Origin of the sequence: Serratia sp. Z4 (assembly GCF_009900725.1) — a bacterium.
Lineage (GTDB): Bacteria > Pseudomonadota > Gammaproteobacteria > Enterobacterales > Enterobacteriaceae > Serratia > Serratia nematodiphila.
Genome location: NZ_JAAABD010000001.1, coordinates 780296 through 798392, shown reverse-complemented (window position 1 = coordinate 798392; position 18097 = coordinate 780296). Strand labels below are relative to the sequence as shown.

The 18097-nt window shown below is 54.7% G+C and carries 19 protein-coding genes; 9 read left to right on the top strand and 10 right to left on the bottom strand.

The annotated features are described in order from the left end of the window. Positions 1 to 6 precede the first annotated feature (6 nt). Complete coding sequence (locus tag GT753_RS03900; protein WP_072269685.1) at positions 7 to 237, bottom strand: regulator; 231 nt, start codon at positions 235 to 237, stop codon at positions 7 to 9. Between the two features lie 113 nt (positions 238 to 350). Here GT753_RS03900 and GT753_RS03895 point away from each other — a divergent pair, with 113 nt between their 5' ends. The 3 genes from GT753_RS03895 (at position 351) to GT753_RS03885 (ending at position 3648) form a co-directional block, all read left to right on the top strand. Next, complete coding sequence (locus GT753_RS03895) at positions 351 to 950, top strand: phage repressor protein CI (protein ID WP_080440896.1); 600 nt, start codon at positions 351 to 353, stop codon at positions 948 to 950. A 62-nt stretch (positions 951 to 1012) separates the two neighbouring features. Further along, positions 1013 to 2530 (top strand): P-loop NTPase fold protein, encoded by a 1518-nt coding sequence (locus GT753_RS03890; protein WP_160125277.1) that lies wholly within the window; start codon positions 1013 to 1015, stop codon positions 2528 to 2530. An 83-nt stretch (positions 2531 to 2613) separates the two neighbouring features. Next, entirely contained in the window at positions 2614 to 3648 is a 1035-nt protein-coding gene (locus tag GT753_RS03885) for a tyrosine-type recombinase/integrase (RefSeq protein WP_160125276.1), read from the top strand. A 390-nt stretch (positions 3649 to 4038) separates the two neighbouring features. On the opposite strand, the gene GT753_RS03880 is transcribed toward GT753_RS03885, so the two are convergent. Together GT753_RS03880 and eco are read right to left on the bottom strand one after the other, a co-directional pair. Next, a complete protein-coding gene (locus GT753_RS03880) occupies positions 4039 to 4407 on the bottom strand; it encodes a hypothetical protein (protein ID WP_071796762.1) in 369 nt (122 codons plus the stop codon). A 472-nt stretch (positions 4408 to 4879) separates the two neighbouring features. After that, positions 4880 to 5392, bottom strand: a complete 513-nt coding sequence (eco, locus tag GT753_RS03875) for a serine protease inhibitor ecotin (RefSeq protein ID WP_015377287.1) — start codon at positions 5390 to 5392, stop codon at positions 4880 to 4882. 293 nt (positions 5393 to 5685) lie between these two features. Between eco and GT753_RS03870 the strand changes: the two genes are divergently transcribed. After that, complete coding sequence (locus GT753_RS03870; RefSeq protein ID WP_015377286.1) at positions 5686 to 6420, top strand: phosphatase PAP2 family protein; 735 nt, start codon at positions 5686 to 5688, stop codon at positions 6418 to 6420. Between the two features lie 5 nt (positions 6421 to 6425). Next, entirely contained in the window at positions 6426 to 7031 is a 606-nt protein-coding gene (gene ybjG / locus GT753_RS03865) for an undecaprenyl-diphosphate phosphatase (RefSeq protein WP_015377285.1), read from the top strand. Between the two features lie 36 nt (positions 7032 to 7067). Here the strand turns inward: ybjG and GT753_RS03860 are convergent, their stop codons facing one another. Next, positions 7068 to 7904, bottom strand: coding sequence for a hypothetical protein (locus GT753_RS03860; protein ID WP_015377284.1), 837 nt, complete (start codon positions 7902 to 7904; stop codon positions 7068 to 7070). A gap of 217 nt (positions 7905 to 8121) precedes the next feature. On the opposite strand from GT753_RS03860, the gene deoC reads away from it, so the two are divergent. The 4 genes from deoC (at position 8122) to GT753_RS03840 (ending at position 13458) form a co-directional block, all read left to right on the top strand. Then, the gene (gene deoC, locus GT753_RS03855; RefSeq protein WP_004938693.1) at positions 8122 to 8802 is read left to right on the top strand and encodes a deoxyribose-phosphate aldolase; all 681 of its coding nucleotides are present in this window, start codon (positions 8122 to 8124) and stop codon (positions 8800 to 8802) included. 152 nt (positions 8803 to 8954) lie between these two features. Then, the gene (gene deoR / locus GT753_RS03850; protein ID WP_015377282.1) at positions 8955 to 9719 is read left to right on the top strand and encodes a DNA-binding transcriptional repressor DeoR; all 765 of its coding nucleotides are present in this window, start codon (positions 8955 to 8957) and stop codon (positions 9717 to 9719) included. 979 nt (positions 9720 to 10698) lie between these two features. Beyond that, a complete protein-coding gene (locus tag GT753_RS03845) occupies positions 10699 to 11997 on the top strand; it encodes an HAAAP family serine/threonine permease (RefSeq protein WP_004938697.1) in 1299 nt (432 codons plus the stop codon). Between the two features lie 93 nt (positions 11998 to 12090). Continuing rightward, on the top strand, positions 12091 to 13458 hold the full coding sequence (locus GT753_RS03840; protein ID WP_015377281.1) for an L-serine ammonia-lyase: 1368 nt from the start codon (positions 12091 to 12093) through the stop codon (positions 13456 to 13458). 54 nt (positions 13459 to 13512) lie between these two features. Here the strand turns inward: GT753_RS03840 and GT753_RS03835 are convergent, their stop codons facing one another. The 6 genes from GT753_RS03835 to GT753_RS03810 all read right to left on the bottom strand — a co-directional run bounded on the left by GT753_RS03835 (position 13513) and on the right by GT753_RS03810 (position 18089). Then, positions 13513 to 14178 carry a helix-turn-helix transcriptional regulator gene (locus GT753_RS03835; protein ID WP_015377280.1) on the bottom strand — a complete coding sequence of 222 codons (666 nt, stop codon included), beginning with the start codon at positions 14176 to 14178 and terminating at the stop codon, positions 13513 to 13515. Next, the gene (locus tag GT753_RS03830; protein WP_160125275.1) at positions 14175 to 15563 is read right to left on the bottom strand and encodes an FKBP-type peptidyl-prolyl cis-trans isomerase N-terminal domain-containing protein; all 1389 of its coding nucleotides are present in this window, start codon (positions 15561 to 15563) and stop codon (positions 14175 to 14177) included. Before GT753_RS03830 ends, GT753_RS03835 begins: the two co-directional genes overlap by 4 nt. Next, on the bottom strand, positions 15560 to 15982 hold the full coding sequence (locus tag GT753_RS03825) for a hypothetical protein (protein ID WP_021504369.1): 423 nt from the start codon (positions 15980 to 15982) through the stop codon (positions 15560 to 15562). Before GT753_RS03825 ends, GT753_RS03830 begins: the two co-directional genes overlap by 4 nt. Positions 15983 to 16006: 24 nt before the next feature. After that, positions 16007 to 16561, bottom strand: a complete 555-nt coding sequence (locus GT753_RS03820; RefSeq protein WP_004938719.1) for a fimbrial protein — start codon at positions 16559 to 16561, stop codon at positions 16007 to 16009. Between the two features lie 50 nt (positions 16562 to 16611). Beyond that, positions 16612 to 17250: a fimbrial protein gene (locus tag GT753_RS03815; RefSeq protein ID WP_160125470.1), complete on the bottom strand. Its 639-nt coding sequence runs from the start codon at positions 17248 to 17250 to the stop codon at positions 16612 to 16614. Between the two features lie 74 nt (positions 17251 to 17324). Next, a complete protein-coding gene (locus GT753_RS03810; RefSeq protein ID WP_015377275.1) occupies positions 17325 to 18089 on the bottom strand; it encodes a fimbria/pilus periplasmic chaperone in 765 nt (254 codons plus the stop codon). Positions 18090 to 18097 lie beyond the last annotated feature (8 nt).

Sequence of the window (18097 nt, the reverse complement as noted above, 5' to 3'; positions counted from 1 at the left end):
AACATCTCAAACAATGACTGTAAATTCACATTCCGAGAGAGCACTGAGCGTCAATTTCACCATGTTGATGAGTACTTTCTCTCGTTTTGCACCAGTACCTAAGCGGTGGCGGTATGATGACAAACGCCCGTCAGCGAGCATGTCATCAACAGTATTTTTAGATAACCCAGTGAGTTCACAGTATTTTTCTATGGTTACGTGCGGTGTTGGAACCGTGATTGAAATGTTTTTACGCATAGTGCAAGATCCTCCGATGACCTGTGGCGGGTCGCGTTAAGTGGTGGTTAATGGCGTTCAACGCCAAAATCTCCGATTCGAGGTAAATTTAATACTCCGATTCGGATTAGTCAATGGGATTTACTTTGTTTTGGTGGTGTATGGAATTTAATCAGGGTGCTAAAGCAGCTATCGAAAGGATGGTTGAGGCCTACGGGGTCAAGACAAAACTTGCCTTATGCGATGCGTTAGGTGTGACAGCTAGCGCATTATCTAACCGTCAAGTACGAGACTCTTTCCCTGCCGAGTATGTACTGAAATGTGCTTTGGACACAGGGGCATCCTTGCGGTGGTTAACTTATGGCCAAGGTGAGATGTATGAGCCAAACGTCATTACAGCACCATCGGCGCTTGCTGTACCGACCAAAAAACTGCTAGGTCGCCAGCTTCTTGACAGTGAGACTCTATTGCTGGATAAGAATTTTCTTCCCGTAGGCGTAAAAAAACCATTAGTTATAATCGATGGTAAAATTCAATATATTGCATCTCAAACTTATGAAGACATTTATGATGGCACTTGGCTTATTGACATTGATGGAAACATAAGCATCAGAGACATAGTTCTAATTCCCGGGAATAGATTAAAAATCTCCGACCAAAAGCACTCATTTGAGTGTAAGTTTGATGAGATACATGCAATTGCAAGAATACTCTCTGTTTGTACACCAATTTAATCTCACAACAAAAGTCACTAGTATCGATGGAATACAATCAAGACAAATCAGAGCGAGATGAGATGAAGAACACGAATTTTGATATGGATTGGGACTGGTCAAAAGATATAAAAATAGTTATTGACGGCGAAGAAGAAAGCCTTTGCGCAGACAAATTAGAGAGGAGAAAATATGCTGAATATCTCTATTTTTATCTTCGAGAAAAAGGAAGAGAGAACAACACCGTAATAAACTTGAATGCAGAGTGGGGTGCTGGAAAAACATTCTTTATCAAAAGAATGTACAGTTCAATTAAAGAATCACATCCATGCATATATATTGATGCATGGAAACAGGATTTTTCAGATGATGCATTCCTTACACTATTCTCATCAATAATAAATCAAATAGAGAAATATTCTGGTGTACTGGATGTCAGACTAATAAGGTCACTTAGCTCAATTGGCAGATTTACTAAGGGAGTTATCCCTGCCATCTTATCGGGTTTAGTGAAAGAATATGGTGGTATAGATAGCATTTCAGATATTTCTAAGACAGCCGCTGAGTTAATGCTTTCTGAACATAAAGAGAAATCTGAAGCAATTGTAAAACTAAAGAAAGAACTTACCTTCTGGGGGGATTTGAGCTTCCAAAAAGGATATTCATCACCAATATTTATATTTATAGATGAGTTAGATAGATGCAGGCCTAGTTATGCTATATCTCTTCTAGAAATAGTGAAGCACATATTTAACATTGATAAATTTGTTTTTGTAATTGCAACAGACACAAATCAACTTCAGCATTCAATAAAAAATGTTTATGGTAGCGATTTTGGAGCCAACGACTATTTAGGTCGTTTTTTCCATAGAAGATTCTCATTGAAAGCACCAGACATACATGAAGTAATTAAACATAGGTTTGAAGAAGTATTAAAGGATGATTTCAAAGATCTAACAAAAAACATAATCCCAAAGCCATCAAGCATTGAACAATTAACCAAAAACATCTCAGAGATATTTAATGCATTCCGCTTAAACCTTAGAGACTCGATAAGAAACACTGAAAGATTCATTGATCTCATTCAGAGCAACAGCTTCAAGAAAAAAATAGATTACTTGGCCCTTATAGCTCTAATGATTATGTATGAAAAAGATAACGATCTTTTGCAAAAAATATTAGGAAAGAGCGTTGGAAACACTACTGTGGACAAGTTGATATATGAAAGCACAAGCATTAAAAGCCTTCCTATGGCACAGCTTAATCTCACTTTAGATTGCAGCGCAGGCAATATCGGAAAAGATTATTATCGTTCAGGAACTCATGCAACCAGGCATAATGGCTTAAAGATTTCGAATATAAGTGTGTATGTTAAAGATTATATGAAACGTTTCACATCATTTATCACTTCACTCCCTCTATATAGACAGGCGGTTAAAGAGTCAGGGCAAAATTCGCATTTCACTTTCGGAGATGTATTATCCGACATGGACAAGCTAATAATGCATTACGGAGTCTTATTAGAGTTGGACAGCAATATGGAAATTTATTCAATCGATGGATATTTAAGTTTTATAGAGCTTGCAACATCTTTTGAATGATTTTTATAAGTTGTTTTTACAACAAACATTGACCACTGTGATTTTAAACAGTTAAATATACCCTACTTTTAAGAGGGGTTACAATGGCAGTTCGGAAACAATCATCCGGTAAGTGGTTATGTGAATGCTACCCTGCAGGCCGTGAAGGCCGCAGGGTACGTAAGCAGTTCGCAACCAAGGGAGAAGCCTTGGCGTTTGAACGCTTCACTATGGAACAAGTAGATAACAAACCGTGGTTGGGCGAGACGATTGATCGCCGTAAACTGAGTGAGGTCGCTAAGCTATGGTACAACCTACACGGACAATCCCTCACCGCTGGTGAACGTACCTACAAAAAACTGTGCCTTGTCATCGAAGCTCTGGGCGATCCCCCTGCTACCACCTTCACCGCTAAAGACTTCGCACATTACCGCGATAAACGTTTGTCAGGTGAAATCTACTTTTCCGAGAAGTGGAAGAACGGTGCAGAACCAGTCACCGTTAATCTTGAACAAAGTTACCTAAGCGGCATGTTCAGCGAGCTAGCGCGGCTAGGCGAATGGAACCAGCCCAATCCGCTAGAGAACATGCGTAAGTTTACTGTCGCAGAAAAGGAAATGGCGTGGCTTACCCACGCACAAATCACGGAGCTATTAGCAGCCTGCAGCAAAGGCGATACTGATTTGCCTCTTGTGGTAGAGGTATGTCTCAGCACCGGCGCTCGCTGGCGAGAAGCGGAAAATCTCACCCGGTCACAGATAACACCGCATAAGATCACTTTCATCCGCACAAAAGGCAAAAAGAACCGCAGCGTGCCGATCAGCAAAACACTGTATAAAAAGTTGGTAGCACGGGGTGAGGACAGACTTTTCAGCGAATGCTATTTCCGATTCATGACCGCACTCGAAAACACCAGCATTCAATTGCCCAAAGGCCAGCTAACTCATGTGCTACGCCATACTTTTGCGGCGCACTTTATGATGTCGGGCGGCAACATTCTGGTGTTACAACGCATCCTCGGCCATCATGATATTAAGATGACGATGCGCTATGCTCACCTTGCGCCAGAACACCTCGAAACCGCCCTGCAATTCAATCCGCTGGCGACGATGCCAAGTGGCGACAAAGTGGCGGCATAGGTTGGCAATGCCCGCATTTCCTCACCGTTAACCGGTATAGAAACTCCTTACAAAACAATTAACTTATTGATTTTATTATTGTAGTGAGGAAATCGGGTTTTTTGTTGCCCGCACTCCACCGCCCGCGGGACCACCATCAGATGGCAGCAACACCTCAACTGACGACGTACAGCGCCGCGTCCGCTCCTTCCTGAAACATCGTTTCTCTTAACGTTTAGTGTCGGGCGGTCGGCTATCAAACAATGCATTTCCCAAGGTTTGATTTCAGAAGGAGTGAGAGCGGAGTAACTGTATTAATTAGCAAGTGGGGCTGAACTCAACAACGGCCTTATCAATATCTTAATATCAAAAAAAGCAAGACACCTACGGTGCCTTGCTTTTCTTTTTACATTAACAAGCGCCAAAAAGAACGACAGAGAACAGAACGGAACCGTTCAGATAAATAGTGGCCTTCAATCCCGTAGGAATAAAGGAACCACAGGTCTCTGCGCACACTTTAAGCTGCCCACCAATGGGAATTGGAATCGGCGAAGAAACGCAAAAGTCACCGTAGATAGGAATGGTAAAACAAATTTGGTTGTTTGCAGGGTTATAACTGGCCCCAACGCAAACCGAAAGTTTAAGCGCCAACACGCCCTGCTGCTTAAGGTCTACAGGTACCGGCGCCGGTGTTTTTTGCGAAAATCCAACCGCAGTAAAATCAGCAACATGTTCATTTTGAGCATGCGGATCTTGTTCATTGCATTTACAATCAGCCATTGGAATATCCTCGTAAGTTTTTTTAGATATTAATTAGCGAACAATGTAATTGCCGTGGAGCTAATTACATTGATGAATCTAGCAGCACAATAATTAATTTCCATTCCTTCGCCATTAAATAAAATCAATAAAACAACAATAAAATGATTAATAAGAATATTTTTATTTATGTAACCGAGACGGTTTGTTATTACCAAAATAATTGCAACTCACAATAATATAATCAGGGATGAAGGGAGATAAAAAATGAGGATATTGCGAGTGAGAATTAAAAAAATGCCCTTAAACCAAGGATGTTAACCTTGTTAGCTTGAGTCACTTTCCATTTTCCCTCTGTAGGTTGAAAAAATTTGGCTAAGCACCCGGCTTTCCTGCCTGAAAATAAAAAACCGCCTGAAGAGCCGCATATCATCGCAAAATGCTCTTCAAACGGTTTTGTACAAGATCATGTATTCACAGCGCTAATCGCGGATTACTTTGATTCAGCCTGGCTTACGGTATCTTCGGCTTTCCAGATGCGGTATTTCACTTCCGCGTCTTTCGGCGCATACACCACGATCGGCAGGCGGCTGTTGTAACGCTGCATCGCGGCGTCGCCCAGGTTGGCGGCGATGAATTTCTTGGTCTTGGTGTTATCCGGGCAGGCCATCATGGTCGAGGCCGGTTCGGACAGCTTCTCCAGCACCAGGTAGTCGTAGCCCCAGCCGGACAGGGTTTTGGTCTCCAGGGTGCCGCCAATCATATGACGGTTGCAGTCCACTTCCAGCGTCTTGCCAATCAGCAGCTCTACCTTGTAGTTCTCTTCGTGCTCTTGCTTCGGCAGGTAGATCACCTGGCGGTTCATGCCCTTCTCGGCTTTCGGGTAAGGCGCGACCTTTTCCAGCGGCTGTTTGCTGATATCCGCATCGTCGCCAGAGGTGGCCGCCATGGCGCTGGCGGAAACGGCCATCAGCAGGCCGGAAAATACAACGGATGCCTTGTTCATGTTTATCCCTACACTTTTTGTCAAATAATCCGTCTATAAACTAATACACTACCGCCAAGCTCGCCACAGGTTTAATCTTCTTTACAATAGGCGATAAATAGTGACAATCGCCTGTCATTCCCCGTTAGCCGGAGCAATACCCCAGAAAAAACCGCCGATTAAGACGAGATAAACAGGTGATGATCTGCGCACAACCGGGTGTATCAGATAGGGTTTTCTTACCGGCGGACTAAGGTTTTCTTAAGACAGAATTATTACAGTGGCGCTATTCAATACTGTCACCGAGCCTGCGCGTGAATCCAGAATCGTCATTAAATCAATCCTCAACGGCACAGCAAATTAAGACAACCGCCCTTTACTCCCTGCCGACATCCTTTTACCGTTGGCAAGTTTTTGGCCTGCTGATCAGCGGTTTGGTGTTCCTGTGGCTCTCCCGCAACGAACAGCTGGACTGGGCGATCAGCAACTATTGGTACGATGCCGCCAGCGGTCATTTCCCGTGGCAAAACAATTACTGGCTGGATCTGATCAATCACCGTCTGTTGAAGCAGATAGTGATCGTGGGCGCGGTGCTGACGCTGTTTTGGGGCATCTATCGCCGCAGCGCGCGCCTGATTGTCAGCATGCTGCTTCTCGGCATCGGCCCGCTGGTGGTGGGCATTCTCAAGGCCACCAGCGCGCACTCCTGTCCGTGGGATCTGATCGAGTACGGTGGCAAGGCGATGTCCTTCCCGTTGTTCGGCGCGGTACCGGCGCTGCCGGGCCCCGGTCGCTGTTTCCCCGGCGGGCACGCCTCGAGCGGTTTCGCGGTCATGGCGTTGTTTTTCCTGTTTTATCCGCAGCGCCCGCGCCTGGCTTGGTGCTGCTGGTGTGGCGGTATTGCGCTCGGCATGTTGATGGGCTTTGGTCAGATCATGCGCGGCGCACATTTTCTTACCCATAACCTGTGGGCAGGTTGGTGGGTTTGGTTAAGCCAGTTGGCAATTTATTGGATAGTTAGCGGCTATTGGCGCCGCAAGACGAGGTAACGGTTATGGAGCAGTTAAACCATGTTCTTTTCGCCTGGATCAATGCGACCCCGGCATCTCCCGAATGGATGATCGATTTCGCCACCTTTCTGGCGCGCGATCTTATCATTATCGTGCCGCTGCTGATCGTCGGCCTGTGGCTGTGGGGGCCGCGCAGCCAGCTGGTTTCGCAGCGCGAAGTGGTGGCGAAAACCACGATCGCGCTGCTGTTCGCCATGCTTGCCGCCTCCGCTATCGGCGCGCTGCTGCCGCATGAGCGCCCGTTCGTCGCCGGCGTGGGTTATACCTTCCTGGCGCACGTGCCGGACAGTTCGTTCCCCAGCGATCACGGCACCGCCATCTTTACCTTTGCGCTGGCGTTCCTGTTCTGGCACCGGGTCTGGTCCGGCGCGCTGCTGATGATTGTCGCCGTCGGCATCGCCTGGTCACGCGTTTACCTCGGCGTGCACTGGCCGTTGGATATGGTCGGCGGTTTCCTGCTCGGCCTGGTCGGCTGCCTGTTCGCTCAGCTGGTATGGAATCTGTTCGGCGATGTCCTCGCCGACAGGCTGTCGCGCCTGTATCGCTTTCTGTTTGCCTTCGCCATTCGCCGCGGCTGGGTGAAAGAATAACCGCATAACATGACAGGGGCGTTACCGCCCCTGCTTTCACACCACGCCGGTGGTCACGCAAAATGCCCGCGTTTTTCCCGCTCCCAGCATCACTCCCGCCTCCCCTTCCGGCGCGTTCGGCCGGCAGTTTGCCGGCTGGATAAAAGCAAGCAGCCGCCTGTTGCCCTGGACAGCGATGCGCCGCAGGCCATAGTTGAATTGCCCGGTGGCAAAACGCGTCACATAGCGGCGGCCTTGCGGCGCCAGCATAAAGAACTCGGCCTGATCCACGTAGCGCGTCAGATCGTCGGAGCACAGCAGTTCCTGCCCAAGCGCCTCTCCCAACAGCGCCGGCGTCGGCAGGTTCTGGCGGAACACCGCGTCGGGAATGCAATCGTAGTTGAGGCGGCACACATAGCGCAGCGGCTGCGGCCGATCGGCCAGGTTGGTAACCTTCATCTCTATGGCGAACTGCGCGCTCTGGGCCGCCAGACGCAGCGCCGGGCCGATGCGCCAACGCCCGCCCAACCGCTCGCCTTCACCGTGCAACGTCAGCTCATCGCCCGCCAGCTGCAGCCACACGCGTTGCATCTGGAGCGGCGCGCCGTCGTGGCTCGGCCAGGCGGGACAGAACGCGGCGTCGTCAGCGCGCTTTCTTCCGGCGCCCCGCACGCTGCGGCGGCCCGATTTCAGCGAATGTCCGTCAAACTCGGCGTCCCAGATCGCGAGGCCCTGATACGGCAAAACCGTCAGCGCGCCACGGCAGTTTGCCAGCGTCAGCATCGGCCCGCGTTCTGCGCAGCGATGCGCGCTCACCGCGAAATCCGCGTTGCGGAACAGTTCCTGCCGATACGTCCCGAAAGCTTCAGGAGCCAGGTCGATGTTGATCTTCATCTTTTTCCCTCGACGTTTCGCCCGCGCAGGCCGCGAGCGGCCACTGAAAATGTTATTTAAATAACAAAAAACCCTCCTCTAAGTTATACATATAACAGTGAAGTAACTATGATCTCGTCGACATTTTTCAAATCCCGCTAGGTTTATCGACATTGCAATGTTATTATTTTCACATTATCTATCCATGCTCTTTTCTCAACTTCACTAAGGAACCGCGATGACCACCGAAAACATCGATTACGCCAGCTATGTTGACCACACCCTGCTGGCCATGGACGCCACCGAAATGCAGATCGCCAAACTGTGCGAAGAAGCGCAGCAGCACAACTTCTATGCGGTATGCGTCAACTCCGGCTACGTGCCGCTGGCGGCCCAGCTGCTGCAGGAAAGCACGGTGAAAGTCTGCTCGGTGATCGGTTTCCCGCTGGGCGCCGGCCTGACCGTCGCCAAAGCCTTTGAAGCCAAAGCGGCGATCGCCGCCGGCGCGCAAGAGATCGACATGGTGATCAACGTCGGCTGGCTGAAGAGCGGCCTGCTGGACGAAGTGAAAGCCGACATCGCCGCCGTGCGCGAGGTTTGCGCGGCGATCCCGTTGAAGGTAATATTGGAAACCTGCCTGCTCAGCGATGCGCAGATCGTCCAGGTTTGTGAAATGTGTCGCGAACTCGATGTCGCCTTCGTGAAAACCTCCACCGGCTTCAGCACCGGCGGCGCTCGGGAAGAGCACGTCAAACTGATGCGCGAGACCGTGGGCAGCGAAATGGGCGTGAAAGCTTCCGGCGCCGTGCGCGATCGCGCCACCGCCGAGAAGATGATCAACGCCGGCGCCACGCGTATCGGCACCAGCTCCGGCGTCGCCATCGTCTCCGGCGCTCAGGCGGCAGCGGGCAGCTACTGATCGTCGCTATGCCCTGAGGGGCATAGCCAATACACTCCGATGCGGGACAATACGGGCGGTTGATGCGGCCCGATATTGCCCCGCATCGTTCTGTTTAGCGCCGGAAATGCCGGCTCGCCTTTTATCTCTACTACCTGTGGGAAGACGGATCTATGGAAACGCGGCGCGAAGAACGTATCAACCGGTTAGTTCAGGCGTTAAAACGCGCTGACAAGATCCACCTGAAAGAAGCCGCCGTGCTGCTGGGGGTCTCGGAGATGACCATTCGCCGCGATCTGAGCGCCGAACCGGCGGCCGTGGTGTTGCTCGGCGGCTACGTGGTGACCGATCCGCGCAGCAACGGCGTGACCAACTACTTCGTTTCCGATCAAAAAGCCAAACAGGTCACGGAGAAACGGCGCATCGGCCTGCTGGCGGCGCCGCTGATCAATGAAAACGACACGGTGTTTTTCGACTGCGGCACCACCACGCCGGCGATCATCGACGCCATCACCGACGAGCTGGCTTTCACCGCCGTGTGTCATTCGCTGAACACCTTCCTGGCGCTGCAGGACAAACCGAACTGCAAGGTGGTGCTGTGCGGCGGCGAGTTCAAGCCGAACAACTACATCTTTTCCAGCGTCGGCGGCCGCAACGAGCTCGATCACATCTGCCCGAACATCGCCTTTATCTCCGCCGCCGGCCTCAGCCTGCAGCACGGCGCCACCTGCTTCAACTTCGACGAGCTGGAGATGAAGCATCGCGCCATGGCGATGGCGCAGCAAAAGATCCTGGTGGCAGATCACAGCAAGTTCGGCAAAACCAAACCGGCCTGCATCGGCCCGCTGACGCAGTTCGATCGGGTGATCACCGATCGCCAGCCGGACGCCGACTTCATGGCGTTCTTCAACGATAACGCCATCGCTATCCGCTATTAGTCCGCCTTCAGCGCCGTCATAACCGACGGCGCACCGCTTCGATATCCCTCTTTCCCCGCCGAAAAATGAACAAATAATGCGCAATCAATTCGCGTTTTTCGCTTATCCGCACGCAACATCAGGTTAATAAAATGCAACAGCTCACCCGCGTGATTATTTTTTCGCAGGCTAACCACGCGGTCGGTTGGGTGAATTAACGGCTATTTATGGCTTTTATATGATAAATCGAGCCAAAGGCCAGGAAGTTTAAATAAACGACGGTTTACGCGATTGCAGCAAATCTCGCCAATACCTGTTAGGTATCTGTTATTTATATGATGAATGGTTACGCATTTTTATCCGCTAACCACGTAAGTAATTTCCCTTCGTTACTAGCGGTGTTTTTCAAAAAAAAAAAAATAAAAACAAAAAGATAAACGTTATTTACCTTAAAAACATAATGTGATCTACATCACTAAAACTGCTTAATCCGGGTTTTTCGCTAGATCCAAAACCACGCATAAAATATATTGCTCGGCTTGCTGCTGAGCACAGCGCTTTATCCGGCTAATTATTGTACAAGCCGCATAATCGCAGAAAATTTCATGAGAGCGTTCTCAGCACAAAATCTTACACAAATGTGCAACAAATGCGCGAAAAATCGATAAAAAAGCTGATAACTGCACATATTGCGCATTTGAGAGCAGGATCACGGTTGTTTCTACTGTAAATCGTTATCTTGCCGCCAACAAAAATCGACAGGCAAAGACCTGTCGGCAGCGGTAACGACTTTTATCGCCCGCGACGGTGAAAAGTCTTTAGTGAATTACCCGGCGCTGTGCCTTGGTAATGAACGCAATAAACAACCAGGGGGACGCCAAAACATCCCCGCAAGCAACACCTGATTCTTACCGCAAGCGTTGCCTGAATAGGACGTTTGACGGTTTAACCTTAAGTTTTGCCTTTTAATTTTAAATTCGTGTTCACTTCGGAGATATTTATGGACACTACACAGACCGGCACAATTGCCTCTGCGGCCTCGGGCTCCAGCAGTACCTGGCGTAAAACGGATACCATGTGGATGTTGGGCCTGTACGGCACCGCCATCGGCGCAGGCGTCCTGTTCTTGCCCATCAACGCCGGCATCGGCGGTTTGATTCCTCTGATCATCATGGCCATCATCGCTTTCCCGATGACCTTCTTTGCCCACCGCGGTCTGTGCCGTTTCGTTCTGTCCGGCAAAAATCCCGGTGAAGACATCACCGCCGTGGTGGAAGAGCACTTCGGTATCACCGCCGGTAAACTGATTACCCTGCTGTACTTCTTCGCCATCTACCCGATTCTGTTGGTTTACAGCGTGGCGATCACCAACACCGTCGACAGCTTCATCACCCACCAGTTGGGCATGACATCGCCGCCGCGCGCCATTCTGTCGCTGATCCTGATCGTCGGCCTGATGACCATCGTGCGCTTCGGTGAGCAGGCCATCGTGAAAACCATGAGCATCCTGGTCTTCCCGTTCGTCGCAGTGCTGATGCTGCTGGCGGTGTATCTGATCCCTAACTGGACCGGCGCCATCTTCGAAAACGTGTCGCTGTCCGGCAGCGGTACCGGCATGGGTCACGGCCTGATCATGACCCTGTGGCTGGCGATCCCGGTGATGGTGTTCTCCTTCAACCACTCGCCGATCATCTCCGCCTTCGCCGTCGCCAAACGCGAAGAGTACGGCGCAGACGCCGAGAAGAAATGCTCCCGCATTCTGGCTTACGCACACATCATGATGGTGCTGACCGTGATGTTCTTCGTGTTCAGCTGCGTGCTGAGCCTGACGCCCGAAAACCTGGCGGAAGCCAAGGCGCAGAACATCTCGATTCTGTCTTACCTGGCTAACCACTTTAACAACCCGATGATCGAGTACATCGCGCCGGTTATCGCCTTCGTCGCCATCACCAAATCGTTCCTGGGCCACTACCTGGGCGCCCGTGAAGGCTTCAACGGCCTGGTCGCCAAGTCGATGAAGAGCCGCGGCAAAACCGTCAGCACCGCCAAGCTGAACCGCATGACCGCTATCTTCATGCTGGTGACCACCTGGATCGTCGCCACCCTGAACCCGAGCATCCTGGGCATGATCGAAACCCTGGGTGGCCCAATCATCGCCATGCTGCTGTTCCTGATGCCGATGTACGCCATCCGTAAAGTGCCTGCCATGCGCAAGTACAGCGGCCACATCAGCAACGTGTTTGTGGTTGTGATGGGTCTGATCGCCATCTCTGCTATCGTGTTCAGCCTGCTCGGCTAATCACGTCCGGCCGGCGCCGCTGCGCGCCGGCCCTCCCGCACTGCCCCCATTTCCCGTATTCACCGCCTGAAACCTGAAGAAGGAGGCGAGACCATGGTCAGCGTTTTCGATATTTTCAAAATTGGCATCGGCCCATCCAGCTCCCACACCGTTGGCCCGATGAAGGCCGGCAAACAGTTCGTCGACGATCTGATCGCCCACCAGCAGCTGCAGGACACTACCCGCGTGGTGGTCGACGTGTACGGTTCGCTGTCGTTGACCGGTAAAGGCCACCACACCGACATCGCCATCATCATGGGCTTGGCCGGCAACCTGCCGCACGACGTGGACATCGACAGCATTCCGGGCTTTATCCGCGACGTCGAACAGCGCGGCCGCCTGCCGCTGGCCAACGGCCATCACGAGGTGGATTTCCCGCTGCACGGCGGCATGAACTTCCACAGCGACAACCTGCCGCTGCACGAAAACGGCATGCGCATCCGCGCCTTCGCCGGTGAACGCTTGCTGCACAGCAAAACCTATTACTCGATCGGCGGCGGTTTCATCGTCGACGAAGAGCACTTCGGCCAATCCACCGAGGGCGCCACGCCGGTGCCCTACCCGTTCAAATCGGCGCACGATCTGCAGCAGCATTGCAAAGAGACCGGGCTGTCGTTGTCCGGCCTGGTGATGCAGAACGAACTGGCGCTGCGCAGCAAAGCGGATATCGACGCGCACTTCGCCGACGTCTGGCAGGTGATGAGCGCCGGTATCGAGCGCGGCATCAACACCGAAGGCTTGCTGCCCGGCCCGATGAAGGTGCCGCGCCGCGCCGCCGCGCTGCGCCGCATTCTGGTGACCGGAGACAAGAACAATATCGACCCGATGAACGTGGTCGATTGGATCAACATGTTCGCGCTGGCGGTCAACGAAGAGAACGCCGCCGGTGGCCGCGTGGTCACCGCGCCGACCAACGGCGCCTGCGGCATCATCCCTGCGGTACTGGCCTACTACGACAAGTTCATCCGCCCGGTGAATGCCAACTCCTACACCCGCTATTTCCTGGCGTCCGGGGTGATTGGTGCGCTGTACAAGATGAACGCCTCGATCTCCGGCGCCGAAGTGGGCTGCCAGGGGGAAGTGGGCGTGGCCTGTTCAATGGCGGCGGCCGGGTTGACCGAGCTGCTGGGCGGCAGCCCGGCGCAGGTGTGTATCGCGGCGGAGATCGCCATGGAGCACCATTTGGGGCTGACCTGCGATCCGCTCGCCGGCCAGGTTCAGGTGCCGTGCATCGAACGCAACGCCATTTCCGCCGTCAAGGCAGTCAACGCCGCGCGCATGGCGATGCGCCGCACCAGCGAGCCGCGGGTTTGTCTGGATAAGGTGATCGAAACCATGTACGAAACCGGCAAAGACATGAACGCCAAATACCGCGAAACCTCACAGGGCGGGCTGGCGATCAAGGTCGTGGCCTGTAACTGATCGCCACGGCGAGGCACTAAAGGCGCCGGCCGGTCTGACTTGGCCGGCGCCGTTTCAATGCCGCTCTTTCCCTGCCGCAACGCCCACCTGAATGCCGGCTCGCCCCCCCACAGCCCCAGGACGAGCGCTGTGCCGCAGCCAACCGTAAAGTTCGGCATTACGCCGGAATCCCATTTTGCGCATCACGCTCATCTTGTGGTTGCTGACGGTTTTCACGCTGATGTCCAGCATCCGGGCGATTTGCGTCACCCCCATCTCGCGCGTCATACAGCGCATGATCTCCTGTTCGCGCAGCGTCAGGCCGCGGTGCTGGCATATGCAGTTTCTGCCACAACCCGGCCGGTTCGGCCATTTGCTGCGCCGCTCCAGCTCGGCGCTCACCTGATACAGCGCCGAAACCAACGGCATATCGTGGTAGATGACGCCGGCCTCCAGCGCGCAGCGGTTACCGACGGTGCGTTTATGCCGCCCCTCCGGCATTCGCAACGAGAAATACAGCGTTTTGCGCCCTGCGGTCTGCGCCTCAAAGAAGTGACAAAAACAGCTTTGCACGCCGGGGGGAAAATAGCAGAACACCAGATCGGCTTCGTGAACCTGCTGCGCATCCAGTAACAGCGTGCGCTTGCCATAAGTGCTGAAGTGCAGCGCCAGGGCCTCCTGCCAACCGGCGCTGAAGTAACGGTTTTCATCAAATAGCGCGATTTTTATCATCGTGTTCATCCCTGCCTCCCCGCCGTTCCGGCTTCCCGTTTAACCGCCTGGGCACCCTTTGTCGGCGCCTGACTGTTGTCGATGCGTAATTCATAAATCATGGTGGCGTTAGGTGGCACTTTCGGCGGATAGCCGGTTTCGCCGTAGGCCAGCGCTGGCGGCACGACCATCGTCAGCGATCCGTGGTTGTGCAGGTGGCTTATCGCCTCCCGAAACAGCGGCGGATACTCGGACAACGGTTGCGACAGCACCTTGCCGCTCAGTTCCATATCCTGGATCACCGTACCGTCGGTCAACGTCTCCTTCACGACCACATCAACCACCGTCGTTGGCGCCAGCGCGCCCTCCCCGGCGTAATCCACCCGATACCAGAAGCCCATCGCCGATTGCTTTACGTCCTTTTGTTGACTGAACTGCGTCAGGTAATCTTCATCACGCCGCCGCTGTTCGTTAACGCGTTTCTCACGCGCGGCCACGGCGTTGGCATCCGCTTGCGCCGTCAGCGCATTCAGTTCATCCGGCGGCAACCGCAAACGCCCCGAGACGCTATCGATGACGCCCGCCAACAGGCTGTCGCGATCCACCGGCACGCCCCAACTTTGACGCTCCGCCACTACCCCCTGAATGTCCCGCCCCAGCGCACTGCCCGCCGCATAGGACAGACGCTTGCGATCATCCTTCAACTGCTCCGGCGTCATCACCCATTGCAGCCGATTACGCAACGCCAGCAGGTCTTCGCGCGCCTGCTGAGTCGCCTTCTGCTCCCCGGCCCGCTTCTGCTCGCTTTCTTCCAACGCGGCGCGCAGAGCGTGCAACGCCTCCTGGTGCTCGCGTTGGCGTTGTGCAAGCGTCTGTGCCGATGCCTGCGCGGCAGACTCAAGTTCGGTGACGCGCCGTTCGGCCTGCGCCGCCGTCGCTCTGCTTTGGGCGGTTTCCTGCGTCGCCTGACGCAGCAGCGCCTCGGCGCGCTGCGCGTCGGGCGAGCCGCGCCAGGCGGCGCCCAGCCCGGCGATCCACTTTTGCAGCGTTGACGAATCGGGCAACGTCGCGACGGATGGCGTCGCTTTCTCCGCCCGCAACGCGGCGAGTTCCTGGCGCAACATCGTCAGTTCCATTCGCTGGCGCGCCAGCTGTTGGTCACGCGCCAATAATTCCTGGGTCAGCGTAAAAGCTTTGGCCGGTGAGGCTGGCTTATTGTTGTCCGACGAGCGCTTCGCGGGCTCACGCTTTTTTTGCCCCGACTCGCGTTCGACTGGCGCCGCTTTTTCGTTCGTCGGCACGATGTTTTGCCGTTGATACTGCTCGGCAAACTGCAGCAGCGCCGGCACGCCGTCGTCCGCCAGCGCGACGCCGGAGAACAGCAGAGCGACGCAGCCCAGCAGGCGCAGCCTCATTTAATCTGCTCCCCACGATCCGCCAAGCCGGTCAACACCGCCTGATTCACCCCGGCGCACAGATAGTTGACCTTGTAGCGATACAGCGCATCCACCGTCTCCTGCGTGTCGCCGTTTACCCGGGCGCGCAGGCTGGCGTACTGCGAAGCGCCGCTCATCAGGCTGTCGAAGGCCCGTTTATAGCGCTGATACTGTTTCTCGTCGATCGCGCGCAATGCGCCCAGTTGCTGCTGGCACTGCTGCAGCTGTTCGGCCTCACGCTGCTTGCGCAAAGCCTCTTCTGACGGTGGTTGCACAACCTGATTTTTAGTGTTCACGGCGGGCTTGCCCGACTTTTGGCTTTGGCAAGCGGCGGCGCTCAACGCCAACAGGCACAGCAGCCCCATGCGCAGGGCGTGATTGACGTGCTTTCTCATCATTGCGTTTCTTGTCCTTGTAGACGCTTATTCGTATTCCAACGTAAAAGTGGCCACCGCGCTGAAGGTGCCGCGGCCGATGGACTTCGTCTGGATAGCCTCCGGTTCCCCTTGCACATAGGCCTGCAGCGTAAGCGTGGTGTTGCCGGCACTCAGGCGGAATTTATCGCTGGCGCGATTGAGCGGCAGCGCCTTGCCGCTGCTGTCTTCCAGCCCGATGCCGATCCCCGACGCCAGGCTGCCGGCATCCAATGCCAACAGGCCGGGCAGTTTGGCGTTCTCGGTGCCGGTAAACGTGATAGCCACCGTATTGCCCAGGCTGAGATCGCACTCGGTCAGGTGCAATGCGAAGGTTTGACTGTGGGAGCGGGTGTTCAGATACAGGTATTTGTCGACGATGGTGCCGAAATCCAGCGGAATGTCCTCATCCCCTGGCTGAATGACGCACGGCTCGGCCACCAGCGTGCCGTGAAAGCGCATGTTTTCCGCCGCAGTCGCCGACTGCGCCATTATGCCGGCCGCCATGACCATGCCAGCCCCCAACAGCGCGCTCCGGCGCCGGTTCGTCTCTGTCGCGCGCATGACGCCACTCCCTTTGGTTGTGCTTGCGCCGACCGGGCGCAAGCGGCGTATTAGTCGTAGTAAAGCCGGAAATCGATCGCCGCACGGTAAGCGCCGGCGCTCAGCGTCGCCGGGGTGCGCACCGGCGTCACCGTATACGTCAGGGTGTTTTGTCCCGGCGTCAGCAATACCGGTTTGTTACGCGCGCCGAGGCGCACAGGCAGGCCGCTGGCATCCGTCAGCTGCAACCCCAACCCGGTGACGCCGGCAACCCTGACCAACCCCGGCGCGTCGTCATCCGTCGGCGCGGCAAACGCCACGGACACCGCAGGCTGGCTGCCGCTCCAGGCCAGCACCCCGGTCCAGGCGTCGCGGCTGCTCGCCGGCGCCCGCAGACAGTCTTTCAGCGTCAGCTCGAACGCCACCGGCGTGCCGCGATCGCCCGGGCGCTGGAAGTGCGCCGTTCCCGTCTCACCCAACCACACTTCCTGACGAGCGGTGGTCATTTCCAGGCTGCAGGCGCTTTCCGTCAACGCGCCGTAAACGTGGAGCGTGCCGTTCGCCCCCTCCACGTCCCAGTTGTCCACCGCGCGGGCCGGCGGCATCAGCATCAGCATCGTGCCCGCCGTCAGCGGCACCATCAGCGCGGCCAACACCGTCAGGCCGATAGTGCGTCGCTGATGACGTTCATAGGCCTTTCCCAACAGCATGGGGATCTTTCGTTGCATGATTCGTTCACTCCGCTGTGTTCATGACTCGGTCTTCCCTGCTTGCGCGCGGCTCGTCATTTGGCGACCGGCACGACCTGGCAGGCACTGCCGGCGCAGCGGAAGTTCAACTGCGGCCGCCCGCCGTAATCGTTGATGTACGCCAGCGACGGACCGTTGCCGAGGCTCGCGGCGGGCACGTTCAGCGGGGCGCTGGCCTTCGGCGCCACCATCAACGGTTCAAAGCCGGCCGCCCCTTTGCCGCCCTTGCCGGCACTCGCCTCAACGATCGTCACGTAATAAGGGGTCGGGTTGTTCACCACATACTTGTCACCCTGCCGGGTCAGCGTCAGCTGCTCCTGCCACGGCGCCGCGTTCTTCTTCGGGGCGAGCGCCGCCGGGCGATAAAACATTTTGATGCGGGTCTGCAACGCTATCTGCAGCGTGTTCGGCTTATTGCTGCGCGGCGGGATTTCCCGCAGGTTGAAGTAATACAGCGTCTCCCGGTCCTGCGGCAGCTGACGCGCCGCCGGCAGCGACTGGATCTTCACCTGGCTCGGTTTGCCCGGCTCCACCCGCTGCACCGGCGGCAGCACGGTGAAGGGGCTTTGGATCTTGTTGCCGCGATCGTCTTCTATCCATCCCTGCGCCAGATACGGCAACTGTTTGTTCTGGTTACTGATGTTGAGACTGACCGTTTTCAGGTCGCCGTCGAAAATCACGCGCGTGCGATCCAGCGCGATAGCCGCATGAGCGGGCAGGCCGACCGCGCCGAGCGTCAATGCGGCGGCGAGCGGGCCCACAAGGGAAACGGTCTTTCTGGTCATAGTCAGATTCATCATGTCTTCAC

Excerpts from the sequence above, each read along its gene's own strand:
- eco (WP_015377287.1), bottom strand. The coding sequence starts at position 5,392 with ATGAACAAGGCATCCGTTGTATTTTCCGGCCTGCTGATGGCCGTTTCC.
- ybjG (WP_015377285.1), top strand. The coding sequence starts at position 6,426 with ATGGAGCAGTTAAACCATGTTCTTTTCGCCTGGATCAATGCGACCCCG.
- GT753_RS03860 (WP_015377284.1), bottom strand. The coding sequence starts at position 7,904 with ATGAAGATCAACATCGACCTGGCTCCTGAAGCTTTCGGGACGTATCGG.
- GT753_RS03820 (WP_004938719.1), bottom strand. The coding sequence starts at position 16,561 with ATGCGCGCGACAGAGACGAACCGGCGCCGGAGCGCGCTGTTGGGGGCT.
- GT753_RS03825 (WP_021504369.1), bottom strand. The coding sequence starts at position 15,982 with ATGATGAGAAAGCACGTCAATCACGCCCTGCGCATGGGGCTGCTGTGC.
- GT753_RS03895 (WP_080440896.1), top strand. The coding sequence starts at position 351 with ATGGGATTTACTTTGTTTTGGTGGTGTATGGAATTTAATCAGGGTGCT.
- GT753_RS03900 (WP_072269685.1), bottom strand. The coding sequence starts at position 237 with ATGCGTAAAAACATTTCAATCACGGTTCCAACACCGCACGTAACCATA.
- deoC (WP_004938693.1), top strand. The coding sequence starts at position 8,122 with ATGACCACCGAAAACATCGATTACGCCAGCTATGTTGACCACACCCTG.
- GT753_RS03810 (WP_015377275.1), bottom strand. The coding sequence starts at position 18,089 with ATGATGAATCTGACTATGACCAGAAAGACCGTTTCCCTTGTGGGCCCG.
- GT753_RS03890 (WP_160125277.1), top strand. The coding sequence starts at position 1,013 with ATGAAGAACACGAATTTTGATATGGATTGGGACTGGTCAAAAGATATA.
- deoR (WP_015377282.1), top strand. The coding sequence starts at position 8,955 with ATGGAAACGCGGCGCGAAGAACGTATCAACCGGTTAGTTCAGGCGTTA.
- GT753_RS03885 (WP_160125276.1), top strand. The coding sequence starts at position 2,614 with ATGGCAGTTCGGAAACAATCATCCGGTAAGTGGTTATGTGAATGCTAC.
- GT753_RS03845 (WP_004938697.1), top strand. The coding sequence starts at position 10,699 with ATGGACACTACACAGACCGGCACAATTGCCTCTGCGGCCTCGGGCTCC.
- GT753_RS03880 (WP_071796762.1), bottom strand. The coding sequence starts at position 4,407 with ATGGCTGATTGTAAATGCAATGAACAAGATCCGCATGCTCAAAATGAA.
- GT753_RS03840 (WP_015377281.1), top strand. The coding sequence starts at position 12,091 with ATGGTCAGCGTTTTCGATATTTTCAAAATTGGCATCGGCCCATCCAGC.
- GT753_RS03830 (WP_160125275.1), bottom strand. The coding sequence starts at position 15,563 with ATGAGGCTGCGCCTGCTGGGCTGCGTCGCTCTGCTGTTCTCCGGCGTC.
- GT753_RS03815 (WP_160125470.1), bottom strand. The coding sequence starts at position 17,250 with ATGCTGTTGGGAAAGGCCTATGAACGTCATCAGCGACGCACTATCGGC.
- GT753_RS03835 (WP_015377280.1), bottom strand. The coding sequence starts at position 14,178 with ATGAACACGATGATAAAAATCGCGCTATTTGATGAAAACCGTTACTTC.